The organism is Synergistes jonesii, assembly GCF_000712295.1.
Taxonomy (GTDB): Bacteria; Synergistota; Synergistia; order Synergistales; family Synergistaceae; genus Synergistes; species Synergistes jonesii.
Window position 1 is genome coordinate 108224 of the sequence record NZ_JMKI01000047.1, and the last position, 23151, is coordinate 131374.

Sequence of the window (23151 nt, forward strand, 5' to 3'; positions counted from 1 at the left end):
CTATGGGATTTTCCGCTAAAAAATTCCTGCCGCTCCTGCTCCTTCTCGTTGCCGCCGCTCTCTGCTCCGAGCCTGCGCTTGCAGCCGCCAAGACGGCGGCCCAGATCGAAAACGAAATAAAGCAGCAGGAGCAGGCTTACAAAAAAATACAGAGCCAGATGTCCAGGGTCAACAGGAACATACAGGACAAGCAGCGCCAGGAGAAGAGCGTCACGCAGCAGATAGGCGTGCTGAGCCAGAAGATATCGCTTACGCAGCAGAGGGCGAACGTCGTCGCTTCGAAGATAAAGAAGCTGCAGAACAATATTTTTACCCTCGCGCGCGACATAGAAAAAGCGAATAAAGATATCCGCACGGCGCAGGGCGTGCTGAAAAAACGTCTGATAGACATCTACAAATACGGAGGCGTCGCCGAATTCAACCTTCTGATGTCCTCGCAGGGCGCCGAGGACGCGCTCGCTAACGCCTATCTGCTCGGCAGGATCGCCGATCAGGATAAAAAGCTAATCAACGACCTGACGGAGAGGAAGCACCGCCTGACGATGACGCAGGAAGAGCTGAGAAGAGAACAGACAAAGCTGAAAGGGCAGAACGACGACCTCAGGCAGCAGAACAGAGAGCTCAAGAGCGCTGCGGACGAACGAAACGCGCTTCTTTCAAAAGTGCGCAAAGATAAGGCGCTTTTCATCGCGCAGCAGCAGGAGCTGATGCGCGCATCCCAGGAAATGCAGTCCGCCATCAAGAAGCTGCTTGCCGAAAAGCAGAGGCTCCGCGAAGAGGAGCGCAGAAAAAAGGGCGCGGCGGCGCGCCCGTCTACAACCTATTACAAGGGCGGACGCCTCATGTGGCCGGTTCAGGGCACGATAAACAGCCCATTCGGGACGCGCGTTCACCCCGTCTTCAAGACCAAGATCACGCACACCGGCATAGACATCGGCGCGCCGAAGGGGGCGCCCGTAGGCGCGGCTGAGGCCGGTGAAGTCCTTTACACCGGCTGGATGCGCGGCTACGGACAGGTCGTAGTCATCGACCACGGAGGCAACCTGACGACGGTCTACGCCCACCTGTCGAAGATAGAGACGTCGGAAAACGCGAGGGTGAAGCGCGGCAGCGTGATCGGGCGCGTTGGGTCCACCGGAATCACGACCGGCAACCATCTGCACTTCGAGGTGCGCGTCAACGGAAACGCCGTCAACCCGATGAATTATCTGAGGTAACGGAAAAATTTCGGAAAGGCATGTGAGAAATTTGAAATCCAAAATCTTATCTTTCGCCGCTGGCGCTATAGCCGGAGCCGTCATCTGCGCGGGGACGGGCGCACTCTCGCAGGCCACCGGCGCGGAGTGGGAAAAGAGCCTTCCCTTCACGCCGCAGCAGCTCGCGGTAATCAAGCAGGTAAAGCTCGCGCTGTCTACGTACCAGGTCGACGGAGACAAAAAGGGCAAGATAGACGACACGAAAATGTATTACGGCGCTCTGAAGGGGCTCGTCGCGTCGCTTGAAGACCCCTATACGAGATTCGTCGACCCCAAGGACCTCGCCGAAGAGAACGTCGAGATGGAGGGCGAATACGGCGGACTCGGCATATATATCGCGTCGCGCGAAGGTCGCACTACGATAATCGCGCCGATAGAGGACACTCCCGCCGACCGCGCAGGAGTGAAGCCTCTCGACGAGATCGTCAAGGTTGACGACAAAAACGTCTGGGGGATGGAGAGCGACGAGATAGTCAAACTCCTCCGCGGCCCCGCCGGCAAGCCGGTGACCCTGCAGATACGCCGCAAAAACGTCAACAAGCTCATACCCGTCAAAATGGTGCGCGAGATAATCAAGATAAAGACGGTGCGCAGCGAAATGCTTGACGGCGGCATCGCGTACATCAAGCTCAACCACTTCAACCTCAAGAGCGACGGAGAAGTGCGCGCCGCGCTGGAGAACGCGAAGAAGAAGAACGCAAAAGGCGTGATCATGGACCTACGCAACAACCCGGGCGGGCTGCTCGACGTGTGCGTAGACGTCACGTCGCAGTTCATCCCCAAGGGAGTCGTCGTAGGGATGAGGGGACGCTTTGAAAAAGCCAACGAAACGCTCTACGCAAAGGAGGGACGCGCCAATAAACTGCCCTTAGTTGTCCTGATCAACGAAGGAAGCGCGAGCGCCGCGGAAATTTTCGCCGGCGCGGTGAAGGACCACAAGCGCGGCACTGTCGTCGGAGCGAAGACCTTCGGCAAAGGATCGGTGCAGACGCTCTTCAACCTGCCCGACGGCTCCGGAATCTACGTAACTATCGCGCGCTACAATACTCCCTCCGGCTTCGTCCTCGACCACAAGGGATTGCAGCCCGACGTCGCCGTCGCCGGCGAACCGAAGAAAAATAAAAAGGAAGACAAGCAGCTGCAGAAGGCCATCGGGATCATGAAACAGAAATTGAAGGCGAAATGACGAATTGGGCAAGCATTATCGCAAAGAAAGCAAAAAGAGCCGTATAATAAAAATTACCATCCTCTTCCTGCTCGCAGCGGCGGCGCTCTACGCCGCTGCCGCTTTCGTGGCGAGGCACGAAAGGCGGCCGTCGGTCGAGGCTCCGATCTCGACAAGCGCGGATAAGGACGAGGAAAAAGTTGCCGAAAAGGAGGACTTCGGCGAAAGATACGCCGGCGGGGAAAAGAGAGCGGATAACGAACATCCGTCCGTTGAAAAGAAAGAGCTGGAAGAAAAGGCAACTACCGCCTTCGAAAGGAGCGCCGACAAAAAAATTTCCCAAGGGCAAAAACGGGCTGCATACGAAGAGCCCGAGGAAAGAAAATATTCCGGCCCCCTTCCGCTGCTCGCGATAATCGTCGACGACGGCGGCTTCCGCCTCGACTACGCGAAGCGTGCGGCGACGCTGTCGCTGCCTCTCACGTGGGCTATAATACCTTATCAGCCTTGCTCAAAAAAAATGCTCGAACTTGCGAAGGAAAAAGAGATACCTGCGCTTCTGCATCTGCCGATGCAGGCGATAACGGACAGGGACGCGTCGCGGTACATAATCGGAAAAGGTATGAGCGCCGGCGAAGTAAGGAAAAAAACCGCGGACGCCTTAGCGTCGCTCAGCGGCGTTATCGGAGTCAACAACCACAGGGGCTCTATGTCGACCGCCGACGACTCGCTTATGTCCCCCTTTCTCGACGAGCTCAAGGAGCGCTCGCTGATATTCGTAGACAGCAGGACTATCGGAAGCAGCGTCGCCTACGCCGCCGCGCGCAAAAAGGGCGTACCCGCTCTGAAAAACGGAGGCTTCATCGACAACGTATCCGACAAAAAAGCGATAGAAACGGCCTTTGCAAACGTGCTGCCGGCCGCGAAGAAAAAAGGCCATCTCGTGATCATCTGCCACTTCAGGCCCGCGACGCTGCTCTTTCTCGAAGAGCTCGACAAAAAATATGAAAATCTTCCCGCGCGCTTCGTCACGGTCCCGGAGATGATCGAGCTGCTCGACGCGCAGGGGGAGGAGAGAAAAAGCGACATCTCGAATAACTTGAAGAAAGAGATGGAAAAATAATATAGCCCGTCCCTTTCAGGAGAAGCGCCGCTTTGCTTTTGCAATCGTAGCGGCCGTGCGTTTTGTAAAAAAATTCATGGACTTTATCTGAAAAAGATTGTAAAATATTGCGGTCAGGCAGACGGAGTTCGTTTGAAAAATTCGCTGCGATAGATTTAAGAGGAGGAAATATCTATGGTTTCAAGAAAGACTATAACGGTATCGATTATCGCGGTCGCGGCCGCGATATTTATGGCGGGCTCGGCGCTGGCGGCGGACGTAATCGGCACGATAAGCACGCAGAAGATAATGTTCCAGCATCCAAAGTTCGAACAGGTGCAGAAACAGCTGAAGGATATATCGTCGACGAAGCAGAAGGAAGCTCAGAGCGCCATCGACAAGGAGACGGACGACAAGAAAAAAGCCCAAATCTATCAGTCGAAGCGCCAGGAACTTGCCAAGGAAGAGCAGAAGCTCATGGAGCCTCTCTTCAAGGACATCAACCTCGCCATAAGGACCGTAGCCAACCAGAAGAAGCTCACGGTCGTCGTCGATAAGGAGGCCGTCTTCTTCGGCGGAGTCGATATCACCGACGCGGTGATAACTGAGCTTAAAAAGAAATAGCGCGAACGCGGCGCAATGATATTTTCGGCGGTTTCCGTTGCGGAGGCCGCCCTTTTTGATTCCGCTGTGCTATACTTTTTTTAATTGGGCAGATGACGCGTATTCCTCTGCCGCGCCGCGGCGAAGGCCGTCTTTATGCCCTCTTCCGCGGCCCAGCGAGAAAATAAAAATTTTTACGGAGGTGTTTTCATGGCGGATGAATTGAAGATAGGAATCGTGCAGGTGGATATCCCCGAGGATGCCAACGTTATCATCGGGCAGAGCCACTTTATAAAGACGGTCGAGGATCTCTACGAGGCTATGGTGACGTCCGCGCCCTGCATCGAATTCGGCATTGCATTCTGCGAGGCGTCGGGCGACTGCCTTATTCGCCACGACGGCAACAATAAAGACATGGAGCTCGCGGCGGTAGAGAACGCAAAAAAGATAAACGCCGGGCACGTCTTTATAATAGCGATGCGAGGAGGCTACCCGATCAACGTCCTGAGCAGAATCAAGGACGCGCAGGAGGTCTGCCGCATCTTTGCGGCGACCGCAAACCCATTGCAGCTTGTCGTCGCAGAGAGCGGACAGGGCAGAGGTGTTATGGGGGTCATCGACGGATTTGGGACAAAGGGCGTCGAAGATGAAAAGGATATGGATTCGCGAGTAAAGCTTCTGCGCGACATCATCGGATATAAAAGGTGATTCATCGGAGAAGTGAAAAAGTGACGCCGGGGCGGCGCACGCCGCTTCGGCGTCATGGGCGCGCGGCGGAGCCCGCCGTAAATAAAATCGTTAAAGTTTTCGTTGCCGATGCGCCCGTATCGTGTTATTATTCACACAGTGAGAGTTGAAATAAAATCGTTCTGAATTGACGATGATTCGTTCGGAGTCGGAAGGCGAGCTTTTGAGAGAGGTCACTGTATTTTTTGTCCTTCCGTCTGCGGCGGAGGGGTTTTTTATTTTATGGGGGGCTGCAAGTGATAAAGATGGCGATTTACGGCAAGGGCGGCATAGGAAAATCCACCACGGCGTCGAACATTGCGGCGGCCTTCGCGCAGAACGGCATGCGCGTCATGCAGATAGGCTGCGACCCGAAGGCCGATTCGACCGTGAATCTGCGCGGCGGCGGGAGCGTCCCGACTGTTCTCGAACTTATAAGGGAGCGCGGCGCGGCGCTGACGCTCGAAGAGCTCGTTACGCCGGGCTTCGCCGGAGTGCTTTGCGTCGAAGCCGGCGGCCCGGCGCCGGGGCTCGGCTGCGCGGGACGCGGCATCATCGCGGCGATGGAGAAGCTGAAGGAGAAGAGGGCCTTTGAAATTTACAAACCCGACGCGGTGATTTACGACGTTTTGGGCGACGTCGTCTGCGGCGGCTTTGCGATGCCGATACGCGAAGGCTACGCGAACAAAGTCTTCGTCGTGACCTCCGGCGAAAACATGGCGCTTCACGCCGCGGCGAATATCGCGGAGGCCGTCGCGAATTTCCGTTCACGCGGCTACGCGACGCTCGGAGGGATAATTTTGAATCGCCGCAACGTACCGCGCGAGGAAGAGAAAGTCGCGGAGCTCGCGTCGGACGTCGGTACGAAAATCGTCGGCGCGCTGGATTTCAGCCCGACGGTGCAGCGGGCCGAGGAGATATCGAAGACGGTGCTCGAAGCCTTTCCCGAGAGCGAAATGGCCGGCGAATACCGCGAGCTCGCCCGCCGTCTCCTCGCGGCTTGCGGTGAATGAGATGATCGACCTCCACAATCCCGACTGGAGCGGCGCTTCGCTGAAAATCAAAGAAGCGGCCTCTCTCGATCCCTTCGAATACGGCCTTGAATACGGCTCGCCGGCGCGCGGGCTGTGGAATATCGTGCACACGGGGATGCTGCTGCCTGAGAGCCATCAGATATTCGTATGCGCGCAGGGCTGTCTGCGCGGCGTGGTCCTGACCGCGGCGGAGATGAACGCGCAGGATAGGTTTTCTACGGTGGCGGTATGCGAGAACAACGTCCTCGACGGCGACATGGAATCTCTTATAATCGACGGCGTCGCCGACGTCATCCGCAAGCTGCCGCGGAAGCCCAAAGCCGTGCTCGTCTTCACGAGCTGCATCCACAACTTTATGGGCTGCGATCTGAAATACGTTTATTCGCAGCTCCGCGGACGCTTCCCCGATATTTATTTCACGGACTGCTACATGTATCCGATAATGCGCAAGACGAAGACGCCGCCGGATCCGATGATGCGCATGAGGCTCTACAGCTTCCTGCCGAAGTCCGCACATTGCGACGCGGAAAGCGTCAATATCATCGGGAACAACTACCCGACGGAAGACTCCTCCGACTTCGCGCGGATGCTGCGCGGCGCGGGTTACGAAATACGCGACATCACGCGCTGCCGCAGCTGGGAGGAGTACCGGAAGATGGGTGAAAGCCGACTGAACGTCGGCTATATGCCTCCCGCGCTTCCGGCGCTGCGCGACCTTAAAGAGCGCCTATGTATGGATTATATTTATATGCCTCTTTCCTATGATTACGAAGAGATAAGGAAGAGTATCCAGGCTCTATCCGAACGCCTCGATATTCCCGAAATAAACGCCGCGCTGCTAGAAGCCGACGCGGAGCGCGCGCTTGAGGCGGCGAAGCGCCTCCTCCGCGATACGCCCGTCGTGCTCGACTACACCGCGACGCCGCGCCCGCTCGGCCTCGCGGAGCTGCTGCTGGATCACGGCTTCAACGTCCGCACCGTTTACGCCGACGCGTTCATCGCCGAGGAGCGCCCTGCCTTCGACCGCCTGCGCGAAAAATTTCCCGAGCTTGAGCTGCGCGCGACCGTCCATCCCAAGATGGGGCTGCTGCCGCGCGCCGCGGCGAATCGCGATGAGAAAGTACTGGCGATCGGACAGAAGGCGGCGTATTTCGAAGACACCACTTACTTCGTGAACATGCTCGAATGCGGCGGCTATTGGGGTTTCGACGGAATTTTGCGCGTCGCCGAAGAGATATGCGACGCCTTCGTCGAAGAAAAAGATACGAAAAAAATTATACAGGTCAAGGGCTGGGGGTGCTGCTGTTGAAACAGACCTGCGCTATTCTGTCGACCTACGCGGCCGACGTTTCCGGCGTCTGCTCGGCGCTCTACGAAATGGGCGGGATGACCGTGATGCACGACGCCTCAGGCTGCAATTCGACCTACAACACGCACGACGAGCCGCGCTGGTACGATATGCCGTCGATGGTCTTCATCTCGGCTCTCGCCGAGGTCGACGCCGTGATGGGCGACGACGAAAAACTCATAGGCGACGTCTGCCGCGCCGCGGAAGAGCTTCGCCCGCGCTTCGTCGCGCTCGCCGGCACGCCGATCCCGATGATGATGGGAACGGATTTCAAAGGCGTCGCGCGTCTGATAGAAAGCCGCACGGGAATACCGACGTTCGGCTTTGCGACGAACGGGATGCACTCCTACAACAAGGGCGCGTCTACGGCGCTGGCCGCCGTCGCGGAGCGTTTCTGCGATCCATCGCTTTCGCGGCGTGAGCTGGCGGCGGAGGAGGCGCCGGAGGTCAATCTGCTCGGCGTCACGCCTCTTGATTTTTCCGTCACCGGCAACGTCGAAGCGATGAAAAAATCCTTCGTGGACGCCGGCTTTCGCGTCAACAGCTGTTGGGCGATGGGCGACGGCTGGGAGCGGCTGATGGAGGCCGGAAGGGCTCATGTGAACGTCGTCGTCTCATCGTGCGGCGAAGGGTTGGCGAAGGTCCTGCGCGAAAAATACGCCATTCCAGCAGTGACGGGAATACCGATCGGCGCGGCCGCGCAGCGGGAGCTATTCGACGCGGCGCGCGCGGCGGCGAGGGACGGAAATGACAGAAAAATGCCCGCGCCCGACGCGGAAGGCGCGGAGTTTATCGTCGTAGGCGAGCCGGTGCAAAGCGCCGAGATAGCGCGCGCGCTGCACCGCGATTTTGGAATCGAAAGCGTCGGCGCGATTTCACCTCTCGATTTTCCCGACGAGGACAAGATATTCGCTCAATTGAAAAACGCTCGCACGGTAATCGCCGACCCGCTTTACAAGCCGGCCCTGCCTAAGGGCTGCCGCTTCCTTTCTCTGCCCCACGAGGGCTATTCGGGAAGGATTTTCAGGGATCAGATTCCGCTCATCATGGGCGGAAATTTTAACGAATGGATTAAAAAGGAGCTTTCTCTATGAAAAAGTTTATTGCTTTACTTATCTGTGCAGCGCTGTTGACGATTTCGGCGGGCGCGGAAGCGTCGCACATTATAACGGACCACGCCGGCGACAGCGTCGCCGTGCCGGAAAAGATCGAGCGCATCGCGGTGGCGGGGATACTGCCGTTCCCGTCGGTGCTCACGGTGTTTTTAGGCTCGGCTGAGAAGCTCGTCGGCATACCGCCTGCGTCGATGGGCGCGGCGAAGGCCGGCCTGCTGGGTGAAATTTTCCCCGAGATACTGAAGGCTGAGACGAATTTCACGTCTGGGCTCGACCTCAACATCGAAGAGTTGATGCGCCTGCGTCCGGACATAGTCTTTTACCTCGCCGGCAACAAGGAGATGGGCAGAATGATAAAAAACGCCGGCTTGACCGCCGTGGCGATATCGCCGACTAAATGGGATTACGATGTGATGCGCACGTACGACGAATGGATAAAGACGCTGAGCTCCATCTTCCCGGAGAACAAAAAGGCGGAAGCCGCCTCCTCGTACAGCCGGGGCATCTACGGCGACGTGCAGAAGAGGGTGAAGAACGTTATGCCGGAAGAGCGCAAAAAAGTCCTCTTCCTCTTCCAGTACGACGACAAGCGCATGGTGACGTCGGGGCGCAGCTTCTTCGGGCAATACTGGTGCGACGCCATAGGCGCCAAGAATGCGGCCGAGGAGGTGCCGGCGGACAACGCTAACGCCGTCATCACGATGGAGCAGGTATATAGGTGGAATCCCGACGTGATCTTCATAACGAACTTCACGCCGGCGATGCCGGACGATCTATACAACAACAGGATAGGCGGCGACAACTGGTCCAATGTGGCGGCCGTGAAGAACCACGCGGTCTACAAGATGCCTCTCGGCATGTACCGCTCTTACACGCCCGGCGCGGACACGCCGATAACCTTCATGTGGATGGCTCAGAAGGTCTACCCCGAGCTCTTCGGCAAGATAAACGTGGAGAGGGAGGCCTATTCATATTACAAAAAGATTTTTGGAATCACCCTAACGGACAAACAGCTGAAGGGTATCTTCAATCAGGGGCGCGCCTCCGCCGAAGGCTTCAGACAGTAGCTGATGCGTGAAAGAACCGCGTTCGCCCTGATAGCCGCCGCGCTTGTAGTTTCTCCCGTAACGGCGGTGATGGCGGGCAGATTTCCCCTTTCGGCGCACGATACGATCTCGGCGCTCTGCCCTTGGCTCTGGAGCTCCGAAGCGCCGCAGGTGGTGCGCGACGTGGTGCTGAATATACGGCTGCCGCGCGTGCTGCTCGCGATGCTTGCAGGTTCCGGGCTCGGCGTTGCGGGCGGAGCCTTTCAGGCGCTCTTTTCCAACCCGCTCGCCACTCCCGATACTCTCGGCGTGGCGACGGGCGCCTCCTTCGGCGCGGCGCTCGGCATTTTGCTCGGGCTTCCGTCGTTCGGCGTGCAGCTCTGCGCCCTTGCGTCGGGGCTCTTCGCGGTGGCGCTCGTGATGTTCGTCAGCCGCATCCGCGGCTCCTCGTCGGTGATCATGATGATACTTGCCGGCATGGTGACGAGCGCGCTCTTTTCCGCGCTCGTGTCGCTTGTGAAATACGCCGCGGATCCACAAGACGTTCTGCCTGCCGTGACCTTCTGGCTTATGGGCAGCCTTTCCGGCACCACGCGCGAAAGCGTGACGCTCGGCGCGCCTCTGATAGTCGCCGGGGTGACGGTGATATGGCTTTACCGCTGGAGGCTCAACGCTATGACCCTTTCGGAAGACGAGGCCGTTTCCCTGGGAGTAGACGTCAAGAGGACGCGCTTTGCCGTGATAGCGAGCGCGGCGGCGATAACCGCCTCCGTCGTTTCGATGTGCGGCCTTATCGGATGGGTGGGGCTGCTTATACCTCACGCTTCGCGCATGGCCTTCGGCAACGACAACAGGCGCGTCGTGCCGGCGAGCGTCGCCTTCGGCGCGCTCTTCATGCTCGCTATAGACACTGCTGCGAGGAGCTTGACGGCGTCCGAAATACCTGCGTCTATACTGACGGCCGTCATAGGAGCGCCTTTTTTCATCTTCCTGCTGAGAAAGACGGGGGGAATCAAGGCATGACGGCCGAAAATACCGCCGCCGAGCCGATGGCCCCCCTTTTTGAAGTCCGCGGCGGCTGCTTCTCCTACGGCGACGGCGACGTGCTCTGCGATATAAATTTCTGCGTCGGCGAGCCGGATATACTCTGCGTATTAGGCGCGAACGGCGCGGGAAAGACGACCCTGCTGAAATGCATGCTCGGCCTGCAGAAGTGGAAGCGCGGCGCCTCCTATCTGAGAGGCAGAAGGGTCGAAAGTATCCGGGCGAAAGAATTTTGGAGCTCCGTGGGCTACGTCCCTCAGGCGAAGCTCTCCTCCTTCGCCTATACCGTCGGCGAAATGGTGCTGCTTGGAAGGAACTCGCACATCGGCGGACTTTCAATGCCGAAGGAGCGCGACAGGGAGGCGGCGCGCGGCGCTATGGAGCTTGCCGGCGTATCGGACCTCTCCGGCAGGCTGTGCAGCAGGATAAGCGGCGGCGAATATCAGCTTGTGCTGATAGCGCGCGCCCTTGCCGCCGAACCTCGCCTCCTTGTGCTCGACGAGCCGGAGTCGAACCTCGATTTTAAAAATCAAAAGAGGGTGCTCTCGACGATATCGACGCTCTGCAAGGAGCGCGGTATAGCCGCGATACTTAACACCCATTACCCGGAGCACGCTATGGACATCGCGCAGCGCGCCCTGCTGCTGCTCCCGGACAGGAGCGCGATATACGGCAGCGCCGCGAACGTGCTGAACGAGGAAAATTTAAAGCGCGCGTTTGAGATCGACGTATACATACACCGCTTCAAGATAGGAGGACGCGCTTACGCGAGCATCCTGCCCGTCGACGGCGAAGAAAAGAGACAGACGGAAAGGCTGAGAGAAATGGAGACAAGGATAGCGCAGATAGGAATAATAGTAGAGGACCCGGACGCGGCTGAGAAGATAAACAAGCTGCTGCACGAATACAGCGAATTTATCATAGGGCGCATGGGCATGCCGTACAGAGAGCGCAACATTTCGATAATAAGCGTGATCATCGACGCGCCGAACGAAAAAATAAGCGCCCTCTCCGGAAAGCTCGGAATGTTTCCAGGGGTGAGCGCGAAAACGGTTTACTCAAAGCTGTGATGCGGCGCTTCGTCAGGGCTTGTCGTCACAGCGAGCCCTTCAGCCCGAGCATCATGTCGCCGCCCTCGAAGAGAAATATCGGCGCGCCCGGCCTCCTCCTCGCGGCAGGGTAGGATGCAGCAGTGGCGAAAAAGCGTTGCACCGCCTATTGTATGGGAGGCGCGCTGCGGATATACTATTGCCATGTTTATGCTGTTTCCGTTCCTTCTTCCTATATACGTGACCCTGAGGCTCCTCCTGCCGCTGCAGCTTTCGGTCCCCGTAAAAATCGCCGCTTCCTTTCTACTCTTTGCCGCGGCGCTTAAACAACAGTTCTTCATGCGCTTCGGCGGGGACTTCTTTTCGCCGGAGCTGCCGCAGTGGCTCATAGTCGCCTACGGCTGCGCGTTCAGCGCCCTATTTCTGCTCTTTGTCTTCACGCTCTGCAAGGATGTCTTTCAAATCGTGGCTTTGTCCGCGAGATTCTTCTTTCCGCGGCTGCCGCGTTTTTCTCCGACCTCCCGCGCGGCGGCGGCAATCTCCGCGCTCTCCCTGCTGCTCGCCGTCTACGGTGCTTACGAAGCGCAGCGTCTGCCGCGAGTCGTGGAGATAAAAATTCCACTAGCGAATCTGCCGCCGGAATTTGAAAACTTCAAAATCGCTCTGCTCTGCGACCTGCATATAAGCGCGTCGCGGCGCGCGGATTTTGCGCGCGCCGTCTCCGAGAGGACGAACGCACTGTCGCCCGACCTGATACTGATCGCGGGGGATTTTATCGACGGCGCGAGAGAAGTCAGAAGCGGAGACGTCCTTCCCCTCGCTGCGCTGCGCGCGCCGTGCGGAGTCTTGGGAATCCTTGGCAACCACGAATATTATTTTGGGCCAGACGAATGGATGAGCTTTTTCGAAGAAGAGCTCGGCATAAAAATGCTGCTGAACGCGCATGCGCTGATTTCGCGCGGCAACGCGGAAATCGCCGTCGCCGGCCTGGCGGACGAAGTGGCGCGCCGTTTTTCCGGCCGCGAGCCTCCGGATGTGAAGAAAGCCCTTTGGGGAATCCCTGCCGGTGTTCCGATAATACTTTTAGACCATCGGCCCGGGGCCGCGAAGAGAAACGCCGCGGCGGGCGCGGACTTGCAGCTCTCGGGGCACACGCACGGCGGTATGGCTCCCTTTCTGTCGCCCATAGTGAAAAAATTCAACGGCGGCTACCTGCGCGGCCTCTACCGCGTCGGCGCGATGAAGCTCTACGTCTCTCCCGGCACGGGCATATGGAACGGCTTTCTGCTGCGCCTCTTCGATCCTTCCGAGATAACCGTGATACTGCTTACGGCGTTGAAGTGATTCCCTGCCGTGAAAATTTCCGGCGCATAAAAGACAGATAATCTACCGGCCGCGCTGTCGGAATACTCCGCGTTCGTCGCGCTAAACGGCAAATGTCAGATGCGCGCGGGCACTTTCTGGATGTAAAATATCAGAGGCGGCCGCGGGCTGTCGTTTTGCGACGGCCGAATCCTTTTGGCGGCGAGGCATTGGAGTGAGCGATATGGTCGGCGTTGTTGATGTTGGAGGAGGTATGCGCGCGGTGTACGGCGCTGGCGTCTTTGATTACTGTCTGGATCGCGGCATCCGCTTCGATTACGGCATCGGCGTCTCAGCCGGAGGCGCGAACATAATATCTTACCTTGCGGGACAGAGGGGGCGGAATTACCGTTTTTACACGGAGTATTCGCTTCGGAAGGAATACATGGGCGTCGGACGCTTTCTGAAGACGGGAAATTATATCGACCTCGATTACATCTACGGAACTCTGACGAATTCCGACGGCGAGGACCCCCTCGATTACGACGCCGTGATGAACTCGGATATCGATATGTGCATCGTCGCGACGGACGCGGAGAGCGGGGAAGCCGTCTATTACGCCAAAAAAGATTATAAGAGGGACGACTACGGGATGATCAAAGGCTCCTGCTGCGTCCCGATCGCCGACAGGCCGTACCGTTACCGCGGAAGGCTGCTCTACGACGGCGGGCTGAGCGATCCTATCCCGCTCGAAAAGGCGCTTGCCGAAGGGTGCGACAGGGTCGTCGTCATCCTGACGAGGCCGAGGGATTACGCCGAGAGGGAGACTCTCATCTCTTTTCTCATAAGAAAAAAATATCCTAAAGCGGCAAAGGGGCTTTCGATGCGCGCGAAACGCTACAACGCACAGCTCGCGCTCTGCAAAAGATACGAAAGCGAAGGCAGAGTCCTCATCGTTGCGCCGGATGACATAGGACGTGTGAGGATGTTGTCGAAAAACAGGAACGCGGGAAAATATCTGTACGAAAAAGGATATCGCGACGCCGAAGCGATATCGCGCTTTTTAAAAAGGGGCAGAGGACGCAAATAAAGCGCCTTGCCGGCTCGCCGACGGAATGCTGTTTAATCTATGAAATTTCAGGTCAAGATATCATCGTCGAGCGAACTGCGCCTCGAAATAAAAAAACGGCGGTGCGGTTGAGACCCATGGAAAAAATTTTCGCGATGCGGGTGTGAAATGCCGTCACTTATGTTAAAATGCTATGGTTGAACGTAGGGCGTTGGAATATTTGAAAGGGGAAAATAAATTGAAGACAGAGATACTTTCGCAAGAGAAGGAAATAGTTGAAGCTAAAGCGCAGTTCACCGCCGAAGAGATCGCAAAGGCGATCGACGAGACTTACAAAAAAATTTCAAGAGAGGCCAACATTAAGGGTTTTCGCAAGGGCAAGGTGCCGCGCAGGGCTATAGAGCTCTATTTCCCGAAGGAGACGGTGCTGGCCGAGACGCTTGAAAAAATCATTCCGGACGCCGTTGACAAAATGGTCGAAGAGTTCGAGCTGAAGCTCATCGGAGAGCCGGAGCTGAAGCCGGAGAAAATAGAAGAAGGCAAGGGTTACGAGTTCACGGTCAAATTCGAAGTGACACCGGATATAGAGCTTCCCGACATCTCCGAGATAGAGATCGAAAAGCCGATATACGAGACGACGCCGGAGATGGTGCAGGCCAGGATGGATAGTATAATCGACGCCTACAGCGAGTTGGTCCCGACCTACGAAGAGCGCCCGCTTACAAAGGAGGACTATGCCTCCGTGAAGTTCGACACGATAGTATGCCATGAGGATGGCAGCGAGGAAAAGGCCGAAGAGGGGCGGAAGACGGAGATTTTCCTCGGAGCTCCGAACTCGCGCCCCGAAGTGGTAGACGCCATAGTCGGCAGAAAGCCCGGAGAAAAAGTATCGGTCGAGCTTCCCCTATCGGGCGAAGATGCGAAGACGGATCATGCGCTGAAGAGCCGTCATGAGATAGAGATACTCGGCATAATGAAGAAGAAGGACGACGAACTGACCGACGAAAAGGTGAAGGAAATCACCGGCAAAAGAATCGGCAGCATCGACGAATTCAGGGCCGAGATCGAGAAGCACCTTAAGGAAGCCGGCGAGGCGCGCAGCGCGGAGGCCATGAAGGACAACGCGCTCTTCGCGCTCTGCGACAAGATAGAGGTCGAGCTGCCGCAGAAGCTCGTCGAGCGCCAAAAGGCCGCGATGAAGAAGCAGCAGGAGGAGCGTCTCAAGGGAGACGACAAGACGTCGTTCGACGAGTACCTCGAGAAGAACGGAATGGACAGGGAAGTCTACGATACGGAGCTCGACGCTGCGGCGAGAAACATAGTGAAGCAGGCGCTCGTCCTTGAAGCCGTGGCCGATGAAAACGACATCCAATGCACGCCGGACGACCTTTCTAAGGAGATCGCGTCCGTTGCAAGGCGAATCGGAGTCGAGGAGAAGAAGTTCCAGGAATACGTCTACGGAGACGCCAACCGCCTTTACAACATAGCTGACAAGCTCCGCCACCGCAAGACGCTCGACTATCTCGTCTCTGCAATGAAGGTCAAGGAAAGCGCGCCGGAAAAAGAGGAAAAGGCGGAGGAAAAAGAGGGGGAATAGCTTATGAGTTATTACATTCCATTCGTTGTCGAGCAATCCGGGCGCGGCGAACGCTCCTATGACATTTACAGCCGTCTGCTGAAGGATAGGATAGTATTCCTCGGGACGGAGATCGACGATTCAGTGGCGAACGTCGTTGTCGCTCAGCTTCTCTTCCTTGAGAGCGAGGACCCGGACAAAGACATTTCACTTTATATAAACAGTCCGGGCGGCTCCGTTTCGGCCGGGCTCGCCATATACGACACGATGCAGTACATTCACCCCAACGTCTCGACCATATGCCTCGGCATGGCGGCGAGCATGGGTGCGGTGCTGCTGACGGCCGGCGCGTCCGGGAAGCGCTTCGCGCTGCCGAATGCGAAGATAATGATTCATCAGCCGATGGGCGGCATGCAGGGGCAGGCCTCTGACATAGAAATACACGCGAAAGAGATAGTCAAAACGCGCGAAACTCTGAACAAAATACTTGCAAAACACACAGGACAGCCGCTCGAGAAGATAACGACGGACACCGACAGGGATTATTATATGACGGCCGAGGAGGCTCTTTCCTATGGCCTTGTCGATAAGATAATCGAAAAAAGATAACACATCTCACGAGGGGATTCCTGCGGGAATCTCCTCATTTATGCAAGAGGTGCTTTCATGGCTATGGACAAGAACAACGATACAAAAGAGGCGGCAAGGGAAAGGGCTAAGAGCAGAAGGGGGCGCTGCTCCTTCTGCGGGAAGTCGCAGGACGAAGTTCCGAGGCTTTTCGCTGCTCCGCAGTCCAACGTTTACATCTGCTCAGACTGCGTACAGATATGCAACATGATGATGAGGGACAGCATGCCTCAGATGACTTACGAGTCTCCGCGCTATGATTCCGCCGGCTCCCCGGCTTCGCTTCCGGCTCTCGACGAGCTCCCCAAACCGCATGAGATAAAGGAGTACCTCGATCAGTACGTGATAGGGCAAAACCAGGCTAAGAAGGTCCTCTCTGTCGCCGTGTATAACCATTACAAGAGGATAATGAATCCGGCCGATGAAAGCGACGACGTAGAGCTGCCGAAGTGCAACGTGCTGCTCGTCGGTCCTACTGGGAGCGGAAAGACTCTGCTCGCGCAGACCCTCGCGAAGCGCCTCAGCGTGCCCTTCGCGATGACGGACGCGACTACGCTTACCGAAGCCGGCTATGTCGGTGAAGACGTAGAGAATATTCTACTGCGCCTCCTTCAGGCGGCCGATTTTGACATTCAGGCCGCGGAGCGCGGCATAATATATATCGATGAAATAGATAAAATCGCGCGCAAATCGGAATCCACCTCAATAACGCGCGATGTTTCCGGCGAAGGAGTGCAGCAGGCGCTGCTGAAGATAATAGAGGGCACCGTCGCCAACATTCCGCCGAAGGGCGGGCGCAAGCACCCGGCGCAGGAGACGATCCCCATGGATACTCACAACATCCTCTTCATCTGCGGCGGAGCTTTCGACGGGCTCGACAAGATCATCGCGCAGCGCACGAGCGAAAAACAGCTCGGCTTCGGCTCGGAGATAAAATCCAAAAGCGTGGGCGGCGATACGAACGAGCTGCTTAGAAAGCTCGAACCGGACGATCTCCGTGCCTTCGGCTTCATACCGGAGTTTATCGGCCGCCTTCCCGTTCTCGTCGCGCTCGACGCGCTTTCCGACGAGGACCTGATACGCATACTCAAGGAGCCGAGGAACGCACCGCTCAAGCAGTATAAGAAGCTCTTCTCGCTCGAGGATATAGACCTCGAATTTACGGACGACGCGGTTAAGACGATCGCGCAGAAAGCGGTCAAGCTGAACACCGGCGCGCGCGGCCTGCGCACGATCCTCGAAAAGCTCATGCTCGACCTGCAATACGAAATTCCCAATAAAGCGACGAATATCAAATCTCTTACGGTTACTAAGGAGTCAGTCGAAGGTACCGAAAAACCTATAATGGAGAGTGCTTCGCGTGCCAGTTCAGAGTGAGAGAAATATAGTCTGCCCCGTTATACCGGTCAGGGGGCTTGTAATTTTCCCCGGCGTGGTCTCGCCGCTCTTCGTCAGCAGGCCGCGTTCGATTCGCGCAGCGGAGGAAGCGGGGGAGCGCGACCGCATTATTTTCGTCGCGGCGGAAAAACGTCCCTATGCGGAAACGCTTACGCCGGGCAACCTCTACTCCGTCGGCACGGTCTGCAAAATGCTGCAGAACGTCCGGCTGCCCGACGGCTCTCTGAAGGTCGTCGCCGAAGGGGGTTACAGGGCGAAGAGCGTCAGGTTCGCGGACCACGACTCGTATATGCAGGCGTCGGTGGCGCCGCTCGACGACAGCAGAGGGCTCATAGCTAACCCACCTTCCGCACCAGTCAGGGCGCGTATGCGCGCGCTGCTTCGCGAGTTCGAGCAGAACGTCCGCCTCGACCCAAAGCTGCCCGACGAGATATACCGCTCAGTCAGCGACATAGACGACGCCTCGACGCTAGGCGACGTCATCGCGTCGCACAGCCGCCTCGAAATAGAAGACAAGCAGAAGCTGCTGGAAACCGCCGACGCGGAGGAACGTCTCGACCTTCTGCTGAGGATGCTCGTCGCGGAGAACAAGCTGCTCGCCCTCGAACGCGAGATCGAAGAAAAGGTGCGCTCCGAAATGGAAAAGGAGCAGCACAACTATTACCTTCGCGAGAAGCTGAAGGTGATAAACGAAGAACTGGGAGAGGAAAGCCCGGCTAACGAAGCGGAGGAAATGAGAGCCGCCGCTGCGGGCGCCGGCATGCCGGAAGCGATTCTCGAAAGGGTGAACAAGGAAATAAACCGCTTCGGCAAGCTTGCGCCCTTTTCGCCCGAGGCCGCCGTAGCGCGCTCGTATATAGAGACGCTGAACGAGCTGCCGTGGAACAAATCGACCGACGACTGCCTCGACCTCGGCAATGCGAGGCGCGTGCTCGAAGAGGATCACTACGGCCTTGAGGACGTCAAGAAGCGCATACTCGAATACCTCGCCGTGAAGAGCCGTGCCGGCGGCAAAATGCGCGCGCAGGTGATATGCTTCGCCGGGCCTCCCGGCGTCGGCAAGACGTCGCTCGGACGCTCGATAGCGCGTGCTATGGGGCGCAAATTCATAAACATTTCGCTCGGCGGCATGAGGGACGAGGCGGAGATACGCGGCCACAGGCGCACCTACGTCGGAGCGCTGCCGGGGCGGCTGATTCAGAAGATAAGGCAGTGCGGCGTCAACAATCCGCTCATATTGATGGACGAAATCGACAAGCTCGGCTCGGATTTCCGTGGCGACCCTTCGTCGGCTCTGCTCGAAGCCCTCGACCCCGAACAGAACTGGCACTTTGTCGATAATTTCCTCGAAGTCCCCTTCGACCTCAGCAAGGTGATGTTCATCACGACCGCCAACGCGACCGCGACGATTCCGCGCCCCTTGCTTGACCGCATGGAAGTGATCTCCCTTTCGGGCTACGTGATGGAAGAGAAGCTGAACATCGCGAAGCGGCATCTGCTGCCGCGGATAACGGCGGAACACGGGCTCGAAAAGAACGATATGAAGCTTTCCGACGCGGCTCTGAAAGAGATAATTTCTTCCTATACGATAGAGGCGGGCGTCAGGTCTCTCGACCGCGAACTTTCAAAGATCGCGCGAAGGGTCGCCGTCGAGCTCTCGGAGGGGAAGGGAAAAGTTTCGCTCTCGAAGGGCAGGTTGAAAGATGTCCTCGGCGCCCCGAAGCTTCACAGCACGAAAATCCCCAAGGATAAGACGCTCGGCACGGCGATAGGGCTCGCGTGGACCGAAGCCGGCGGTGACGTGATACTTATCGAATCCGCCGTGATGGACGGGAACGGCAAGGTCACCTACACCGGCAACTTAGGCGAGATAATGCAAGAGTCTGCGACCACGGCGCTCGCTTATCTGCGGTCTCACGCCTCCGATTATTCGCTCTCTGATTTCAAATGGAACAAGAAGGACATACATATCCATGTACCGGCCGGGGCTGTCCCGAAGGATGGGCCGTCGGCGGGCATAACGCTCGCGCTTTCGCTCGCGTCTACGCTCACTGGAAGAATGATCGTCGCAAGCTTCGCGATGACGGGAGAGATGACGCTGCACGGCAACGTGCTGCCGATCGGCGGAGTCAGGGAAAAGATTTTAGCGGCGAAACGATATGGAATCAAAGATATAATACTGCCCATATCGAACAAAGCAGACACATCCGAGCTGAGCGAATGGGTGCTTTCGGGGATGCATCTGCATTTTGTCTCGGATATCTCCGAGGTATTTGCCTTCGCGCTTGGAGAATAAAATGGCGGCGTGGAAATCTGAGCTCTTCTGCACGGCTTTCAACAAGGGGCAGCTCCCGGCGCCCGCTCTACCTGAAATCGTTTTTCTCGGGCGCTCTAACGTCGGCAAATCCACTCTGGTAAACGCGCTGCTCGGCAGGAGAATTGCCAAGGTCAGCTCTAAGCCCGGCAAGACGCGCAGTATAAATTTTTACGGCGTCGACGCCGGCGCCGATAAATTTTTTCTCGTCGACCTGCCGGGGTACGGCTACGCGGCATGCGGCGTGCAGGAGCGCCGGAGCTGGTGGCGTCTTATCGAAGATTACTTCGGACAGAAGAGGAAAATATCCTACGCCGTGCATCTCGTAGACTTCCGTCACGGCCCTCTCGCGAAGGACAGGGAACTCACAGAATGGCTCGACGAGCGGGAAGTGCCGCGCCTCGTCGTATTCACCAAAGGGGATAAGATATCTCCCGGCAAACGCAGAGCGCAGTATAACGCCCTCTTGCGCACAGGAATCGATTCTCTGCTGCCGCCCTTCGTCACCTGCGGAGTGAACGACGCGGATATGCAGAAGCTGCGCGAAGGAATCATCGAGGCGCTGAGGGAGATGATTCGGCTCGACGAGGCTGAAGCCGAGTAGAGTCGGAGCTTTACCCGGAGCCGGTATGTCGGAACGGCCGTACTGCCGGGAACGGGAATAGAAGGGCCGAGCCACCAGGCCGGTCCGTTGAGGAGGAAATCTGAAATGGATCCTGAAAAGACGCAGTTGAGCAAGGGCTACGACCCCGTACCCATCGAGGACAAGTGGTACGCGGAATGGGTGAAGAGCGGGCTCTTCCACGCCGACGAGACGTCGGCCAAGCCGCACTTCTCGATAGTCATCCCTCCGCCGAACGTGACGGGCTCTCTGCACGTCGGACACGCGCTCGACAATACGCTGCAGGATATTCTCTGCCGCACGAAGAGGATGCAGGGCTGCGAGGTGCTCTGGCTGCCCGGCACGGACCATGCCGGCATCGCGACGCAGAATGTGGTCGAACGCTCCCTTGCAGAAGAGGGCGTTTCACGCCACGACCTCGGGCGCGAGGAATTTGTGAAAAGAGTCTGGCAGTGGAAAGAGAAATACGGCAGCACGATCATCAATCAGCTCAAGAAGCTCGGCGCGTCGTGCGACTGGGAGCGGGAGCGCTTCACGATGGACGAGGGGCTTTCACGCGCGGTCCGCAAAATATTCGTCGAGCTGCACAGAAAAGGCCTCATCTACCGTGGCAAGTACCTTATCAACTGGTGTCCGAGATGTCAGACGGCGCTTTCCGACCTGGAGGTCGAGCACGAGGAGGAGGACGGAAGGTTCTACGAGGTCTCCTATAAATTCGCGGATGGCGGGGAGGGCGCCGTCGTCGTAATGACGACGCGTCCCGAAACGATTCTCGGAGACAGCGCGATAGCGATACATCCGCGCGACGAGAAGAATCGCCGCCTCGTCGGCAAAAAAGTCGTCGTGCCTCTCGTCGGGCGCGTGATTCCCGTTATAGAAGACAATATGGTCGACCCCGATTTCGGTACAGGCTGCGTCAAGATCACGCCGGCGCACGACCCCAACGACTTCCTCGTCGGACAGCGCCACAACCTCGAACAGATACAGGTCATAGACGGGCGCGGCGTGATGAACGAAAACTCCGGCAAGTATCGGGGCATGGGGAGGTTTGAAGCGCGCGAAGCCGTCGTAGAGGATCTGAAAAAGGCAGGGCTCCTGCTCTCCGTTACAGACCTCAAGCACTCTGTGGGGCACTGCTACCGCTGCCACACCGTCATCGAACCGTACCTTTCGGAGCAGTGGTTCGTCAAGACGCGCCCTCTCGCGGATGCGGGAGTCGCCGCGGTCAAGGCCGGCAAGATAAAATTCGTGCCCGAGCAGTGGACGAACGTATACTATCAGTGGATGGAAAACATCCGCGACTGGTGCATCTCCCGCCAGCTCTGGTGGGGGCACAGAATCCCCGCTTGGTACTGCGACGAGTGTGGCTGCGTCATGGTCGAAGAGGAGACGCCGCTGAAGTGCCCGAAGTGCGGCAATGCGAAGCTGCGCCAGGACGAGGACGTCCTTGACACCTGGTTCTCGAGCGGGCTCTGGCCCTTCTCGACGATGGGCTGGCCCGACGACACGCAGACGCTCAGAAAATTCTATCCGACGTCGGTGCTCGTAACGGGCTTCGACATCATATTCTTCTGGGTGGCGCGCATGATAATGTTCGGGCTCGAAGGGATGAAGGGCGAAGTGCCCTTCCGCGACGTTTACATCCACGCGCTCGTCCGCGACGAAAAGGGACAGAAGATGAGCAAGTCGCGTGGAAACGTCATCGACCCGCTGACGATAGTCAAGGATTACGGTGCAGACGCCCTGCGCCTGACGCTCGCGGCCCTCACGGTGCAGGGGCGCGACATCTTCCTCTCGACCGAGCGCATCTCGACCTACCGCCTCTTTATGAACAAGCTTTGGAACGCAAGCCGCTTCGCTCTTATGAACCTTGGCGCGAAAGGGGAGGAGCCCCGCATCGACGAAGGGGAGCTCAAGCTGCAGGACAAGTGGATTCTCAACAGGATATCACAGATATCGGCCGAGATGACGCGCCTGCTCGACGGCTACTTTTTCGGAGAGGCCGCGCGCCTCATGTACGACTTCACCTGGGGCGAGCTCTGCGACTGGTATCTGGAGCTTTCGAAACCCGCGCTGCGCGGCGAAGAGGGCGAGGCGCGCCGCAGGACGACGCAGGCCGTGCTGCTCGCGCTCTTTGAAGACGTGCTGAAGCTGCTGCATCCGATCATCCCCTTCGTCACCGAGGAACTGTGGCACGCCTTCCCCTTCGGTGAAGAGCTCATAGAGCGCTGCGGCTGGCCGAAGCCGCGCGTCGCGGAGATAGACGAAAAGCCCCTTTCGGATATGGCCTTCGTCCAGGACGTCGTGCGCGCGGTCAGGAACCTTCGCGCCGAGGCGCGCATCGCCCCTCAGCAGCTCATAGGCGGCGTAACCTTCAACGTGCACGACGCCGACAAGCTTGCGCTGTTGCGCTCCGCCGAAGAACAGACGTCGCTGCTGACGAAGGTAAAGAGAATCACCTTCGCGGAGGGAAGCTCCGAAAAGCCTGAAAAAAGCCTCGCGGCGGTACTCGACGGCGTACAGGTATATCTGCCGGTCGGCGAGCTCCTTGACGTGGAAAAAGAGATTCAGCGCCTGAAGAACGACATAGCGAAGCTCGAAAAGGAGATAGAGAAGGGCAAAGCGAAGCTCGCGAACAAAAACTTCGTCGAACGCGCGCCCGAAGAGGTCATTGAGAAGGAAAAGAGTGCCCTCGCCGACAACGAAACGAAGGCGCGCCGCATGAAGGAAAACCTCAGCAGCCTGACAGACTGAT

General features: G+C 57.6%; 19 protein-coding genes. All 19 read left to right on the forward strand.

What is annotated here, in order from left to right; all coding sequences use genetic code 11:
* The first annotated feature begins 2 nt into the window (after positions 1 to 2).
* Entirely contained in the window at positions 3 to 1217 is a 1215-nt protein-coding gene (locus tag EH55_RS11325) for a murein hydrolase activator EnvC family protein (protein WP_037977914.1), read from the forward strand.
* 22 nt (positions 1218 to 1239) lie between these two features.
* The gene (locus EH55_RS11330) at positions 1240 to 2442 is read left to right on the forward strand and encodes a S41 family peptidase (protein WP_408054951.1); all 1203 of its coding nucleotides are present in this window, start codon (positions 1240 to 1242) and stop codon (positions 2440 to 2442) included.
* 4 nt (positions 2443 to 2446) lie between these two features.
* Positions 2447 to 3544 carry a divergent polysaccharide deacetylase family protein gene (locus EH55_RS13640; RefSeq protein ID WP_051682864.1) on the forward strand — a complete coding sequence of 366 codons (1098 nt, stop codon included), beginning with the start codon at positions 2447 to 2449 and terminating at the stop codon, positions 3542 to 3544.
* A 174-nt stretch (positions 3545 to 3718) separates the two neighbouring features.
* Positions 3719 to 4147 (forward strand): OmpH family outer membrane protein, encoded by a 429-nt coding sequence (locus EH55_RS11340; RefSeq protein WP_037977918.1) that lies wholly within the window; start codon positions 3719 to 3721, stop codon positions 4145 to 4147.
* Positions 4148 to 4336: 189 nt separating this feature from the next.
* Complete coding sequence (locus EH55_RS11345; protein ID WP_037977920.1) at positions 4337 to 4834, forward strand: adenosine-specific kinase; 498 nt, start codon at positions 4337 to 4339, stop codon at positions 4832 to 4834.
* A 284-nt stretch (positions 4835 to 5118) separates the two neighbouring features.
* A complete protein-coding gene (locus tag EH55_RS11350; RefSeq protein ID WP_236617127.1) occupies positions 5119 to 5865 on the forward strand; it encodes a nucleotide-binding protein in 747 nt (248 codons plus the stop codon).
* Position 5866: 1 nt separating this feature from the next.
* Positions 5867 to 7195 (forward strand): nitrogenase component 1, encoded by a 1329-nt coding sequence (locus tag EH55_RS11355; protein ID WP_037977925.1) that lies wholly within the window; start codon positions 5867 to 5869, stop codon positions 7193 to 7195.
* On the forward strand, positions 7183 to 8328 hold the full coding sequence (locus EH55_RS11360) for a nitrogenase component 1 (protein WP_236617125.1): 1146 nt from the start codon (positions 7183 to 7185) through the stop codon (positions 8326 to 8328). The genes EH55_RS11355 and EH55_RS11360 overlap by 13 nt, the downstream gene beginning before the upstream one ends.
* Positions 8325 to 9416, forward strand: a complete 1092-nt coding sequence (locus tag EH55_RS11365) for an ABC transporter substrate-binding protein (protein ID WP_037977929.1) — start codon at positions 8325 to 8327, stop codon at positions 9414 to 9416. The genes EH55_RS11360 and EH55_RS11365 overlap by 4 nt, the downstream gene beginning before the upstream one ends.
* Positions 9417 to 9419: 3 nt before the next feature.
* Positions 9420 to 10418, forward strand: coding sequence for a FecCD family ABC transporter permease (locus tag EH55_RS11370; RefSeq protein WP_037977931.1), 999 nt, complete (start codon positions 9420 to 9422; stop codon positions 10416 to 10418).
* Positions 10415 to 11509, forward strand: coding sequence for a TM1266 family iron-only hydrogenase system putative regulator (locus tag EH55_RS11375; RefSeq protein ID WP_070110172.1), 1095 nt, complete (start codon positions 10415 to 10417; stop codon positions 11507 to 11509). The genes EH55_RS11370 and EH55_RS11375 overlap by 4 nt, the downstream gene beginning before the upstream one ends.
* 183 nt (positions 11510 to 11692) lie before the next feature.
* The gene (locus tag EH55_RS11380; protein WP_037977933.1) at positions 11693 to 12832 is read left to right on the forward strand and encodes a metallophosphoesterase; all 1140 of its coding nucleotides are present in this window, start codon (positions 11693 to 11695) and stop codon (positions 12830 to 12832) included.
* Positions 12833 to 13034: 202 nt separating this feature from the next.
* Positions 13035 to 13880, forward strand: coding sequence for a patatin-like phospholipase family protein (locus EH55_RS11385; protein ID WP_051682865.1), 846 nt, complete (start codon positions 13035 to 13037; stop codon positions 13878 to 13880).
* 217 nt (positions 13881 to 14097) lie between these two features.
* Positions 14098 to 15456: a trigger factor gene (gene tig / locus EH55_RS11390; RefSeq protein ID WP_070110174.1), complete on the forward strand. Its 1359-nt coding sequence runs from the start codon at positions 14098 to 14100 to the stop codon at positions 15454 to 15456.
* 3 nt (positions 15457 to 15459) lie between these two features.
* The gene (gene clpP, locus EH55_RS11395; RefSeq protein ID WP_037977941.1) at positions 15460 to 16044 is read left to right on the forward strand and encodes an ATP-dependent Clp endopeptidase proteolytic subunit ClpP; all 585 of its coding nucleotides are present in this window, start codon (positions 15460 to 15462) and stop codon (positions 16042 to 16044) included.
* Positions 16045 to 16107: 63 nt separating this feature from the next.
* Positions 16108 to 17439: an ATP-dependent Clp protease ATP-binding subunit ClpX gene (clpX, locus tag EH55_RS11400; protein WP_037978038.1), complete on the forward strand. Its 1332-nt coding sequence runs from the start codon at positions 16108 to 16110 to the stop codon at positions 17437 to 17439.
* Complete coding sequence (lon, locus tag EH55_RS11405; RefSeq protein ID WP_051682866.1) at positions 17423 to 19756, forward strand: endopeptidase La; 2334 nt, start codon at positions 17423 to 17425, stop codon at positions 19754 to 19756. Before clpX ends, lon begins: the two co-directional genes overlap by 17 nt.
* Position 19757: 1 nt before the next feature.
* Positions 19758 to 20378, forward strand: a complete 621-nt coding sequence (gene yihA, locus EH55_RS11410; protein ID WP_037977944.1) for a ribosome biogenesis GTP-binding protein YihA/YsxC — start codon at positions 19758 to 19760, stop codon at positions 20376 to 20378.
* 105 nt (positions 20379 to 20483) lie between these two features.
* A complete protein-coding gene (locus EH55_RS11415; protein WP_037977946.1) occupies positions 20484 to 23150 on the forward strand; it encodes a valine--tRNA ligase in 2667 nt (888 codons plus the stop codon).
* Position 23151: the final 1 nt, after the last annotated feature.

Bases quoted from the DNA above. Each gene is read 5' to 3' on its own strand.
- EH55_RS11325 (WP_037977914.1), top strand. From the start codon at position 3: ATGGGATTTTCCGCTAAAAAATTCCTGCCGCTCCTGCTCCTTCTCGTT.
- EH55_RS11340 (WP_037977918.1), top strand. From the start codon at position 3,719: ATGGTTTCAAGAAAGACTATAACGGTATCGATTATCGCGGTCGCGGCC.
- EH55_RS11345 (WP_037977920.1), top strand. From the start codon at position 4,337: ATGGCGGATGAATTGAAGATAGGAATCGTGCAGGTGGATATCCCCGAG.
- EH55_RS11350 (WP_236617127.1), top strand. From the start codon at position 5,119: ATGGCGATTTACGGCAAGGGCGGCATAGGAAAATCCACCACGGCGTCG.
- EH55_RS11355 (WP_037977925.1), top strand. From the start codon at position 5,867: ATGATCGACCTCCACAATCCCGACTGGAGCGGCGCTTCGCTGAAAATC.
- EH55_RS11365 (WP_037977929.1), top strand. From the start codon at position 8,325: ATGAAAAAGTTTATTGCTTTACTTATCTGTGCAGCGCTGTTGACGATT.
- EH55_RS11370 (WP_037977931.1), top strand. From the start codon at position 9,420: ATGCGTGAAAGAACCGCGTTCGCCCTGATAGCCGCCGCGCTTGTAGTT.
- EH55_RS11375 (WP_070110172.1), top strand. From the start codon at position 10,415: ATGACGGCCGAAAATACCGCCGCCGAGCCGATGGCCCCCCTTTTTGAA.
- EH55_RS11380 (WP_037977933.1), top strand. From the start codon at position 11,693: ATGTTTATGCTGTTTCCGTTCCTTCTTCCTATATACGTGACCCTGAGG.
- EH55_RS11385 (WP_051682865.1), top strand. From the start codon at position 13,035: ATGGTCGGCGTTGTTGATGTTGGAGGAGGTATGCGCGCGGTGTACGGC.
- clpP (WP_037977941.1), top strand. From the start codon at position 15,460: ATGAGTTATTACATTCCATTCGTTGTCGAGCAATCCGGGCGCGGCGAA.
- clpX (WP_037978038.1), top strand. From the start codon at position 16,108: ATGGACAAGAACAACGATACAAAAGAGGCGGCAAGGGAAAGGGCTAAG.
- yihA (WP_037977944.1), top strand. From the start codon at position 19,758: ATGGCGGCGTGGAAATCTGAGCTCTTCTGCACGGCTTTCAACAAGGGG.
- EH55_RS11415 (WP_037977946.1), top strand. From the start codon at position 20,484: ATGGATCCTGAAAAGACGCAGTTGAGCAAGGGCTACGACCCCGTACCC.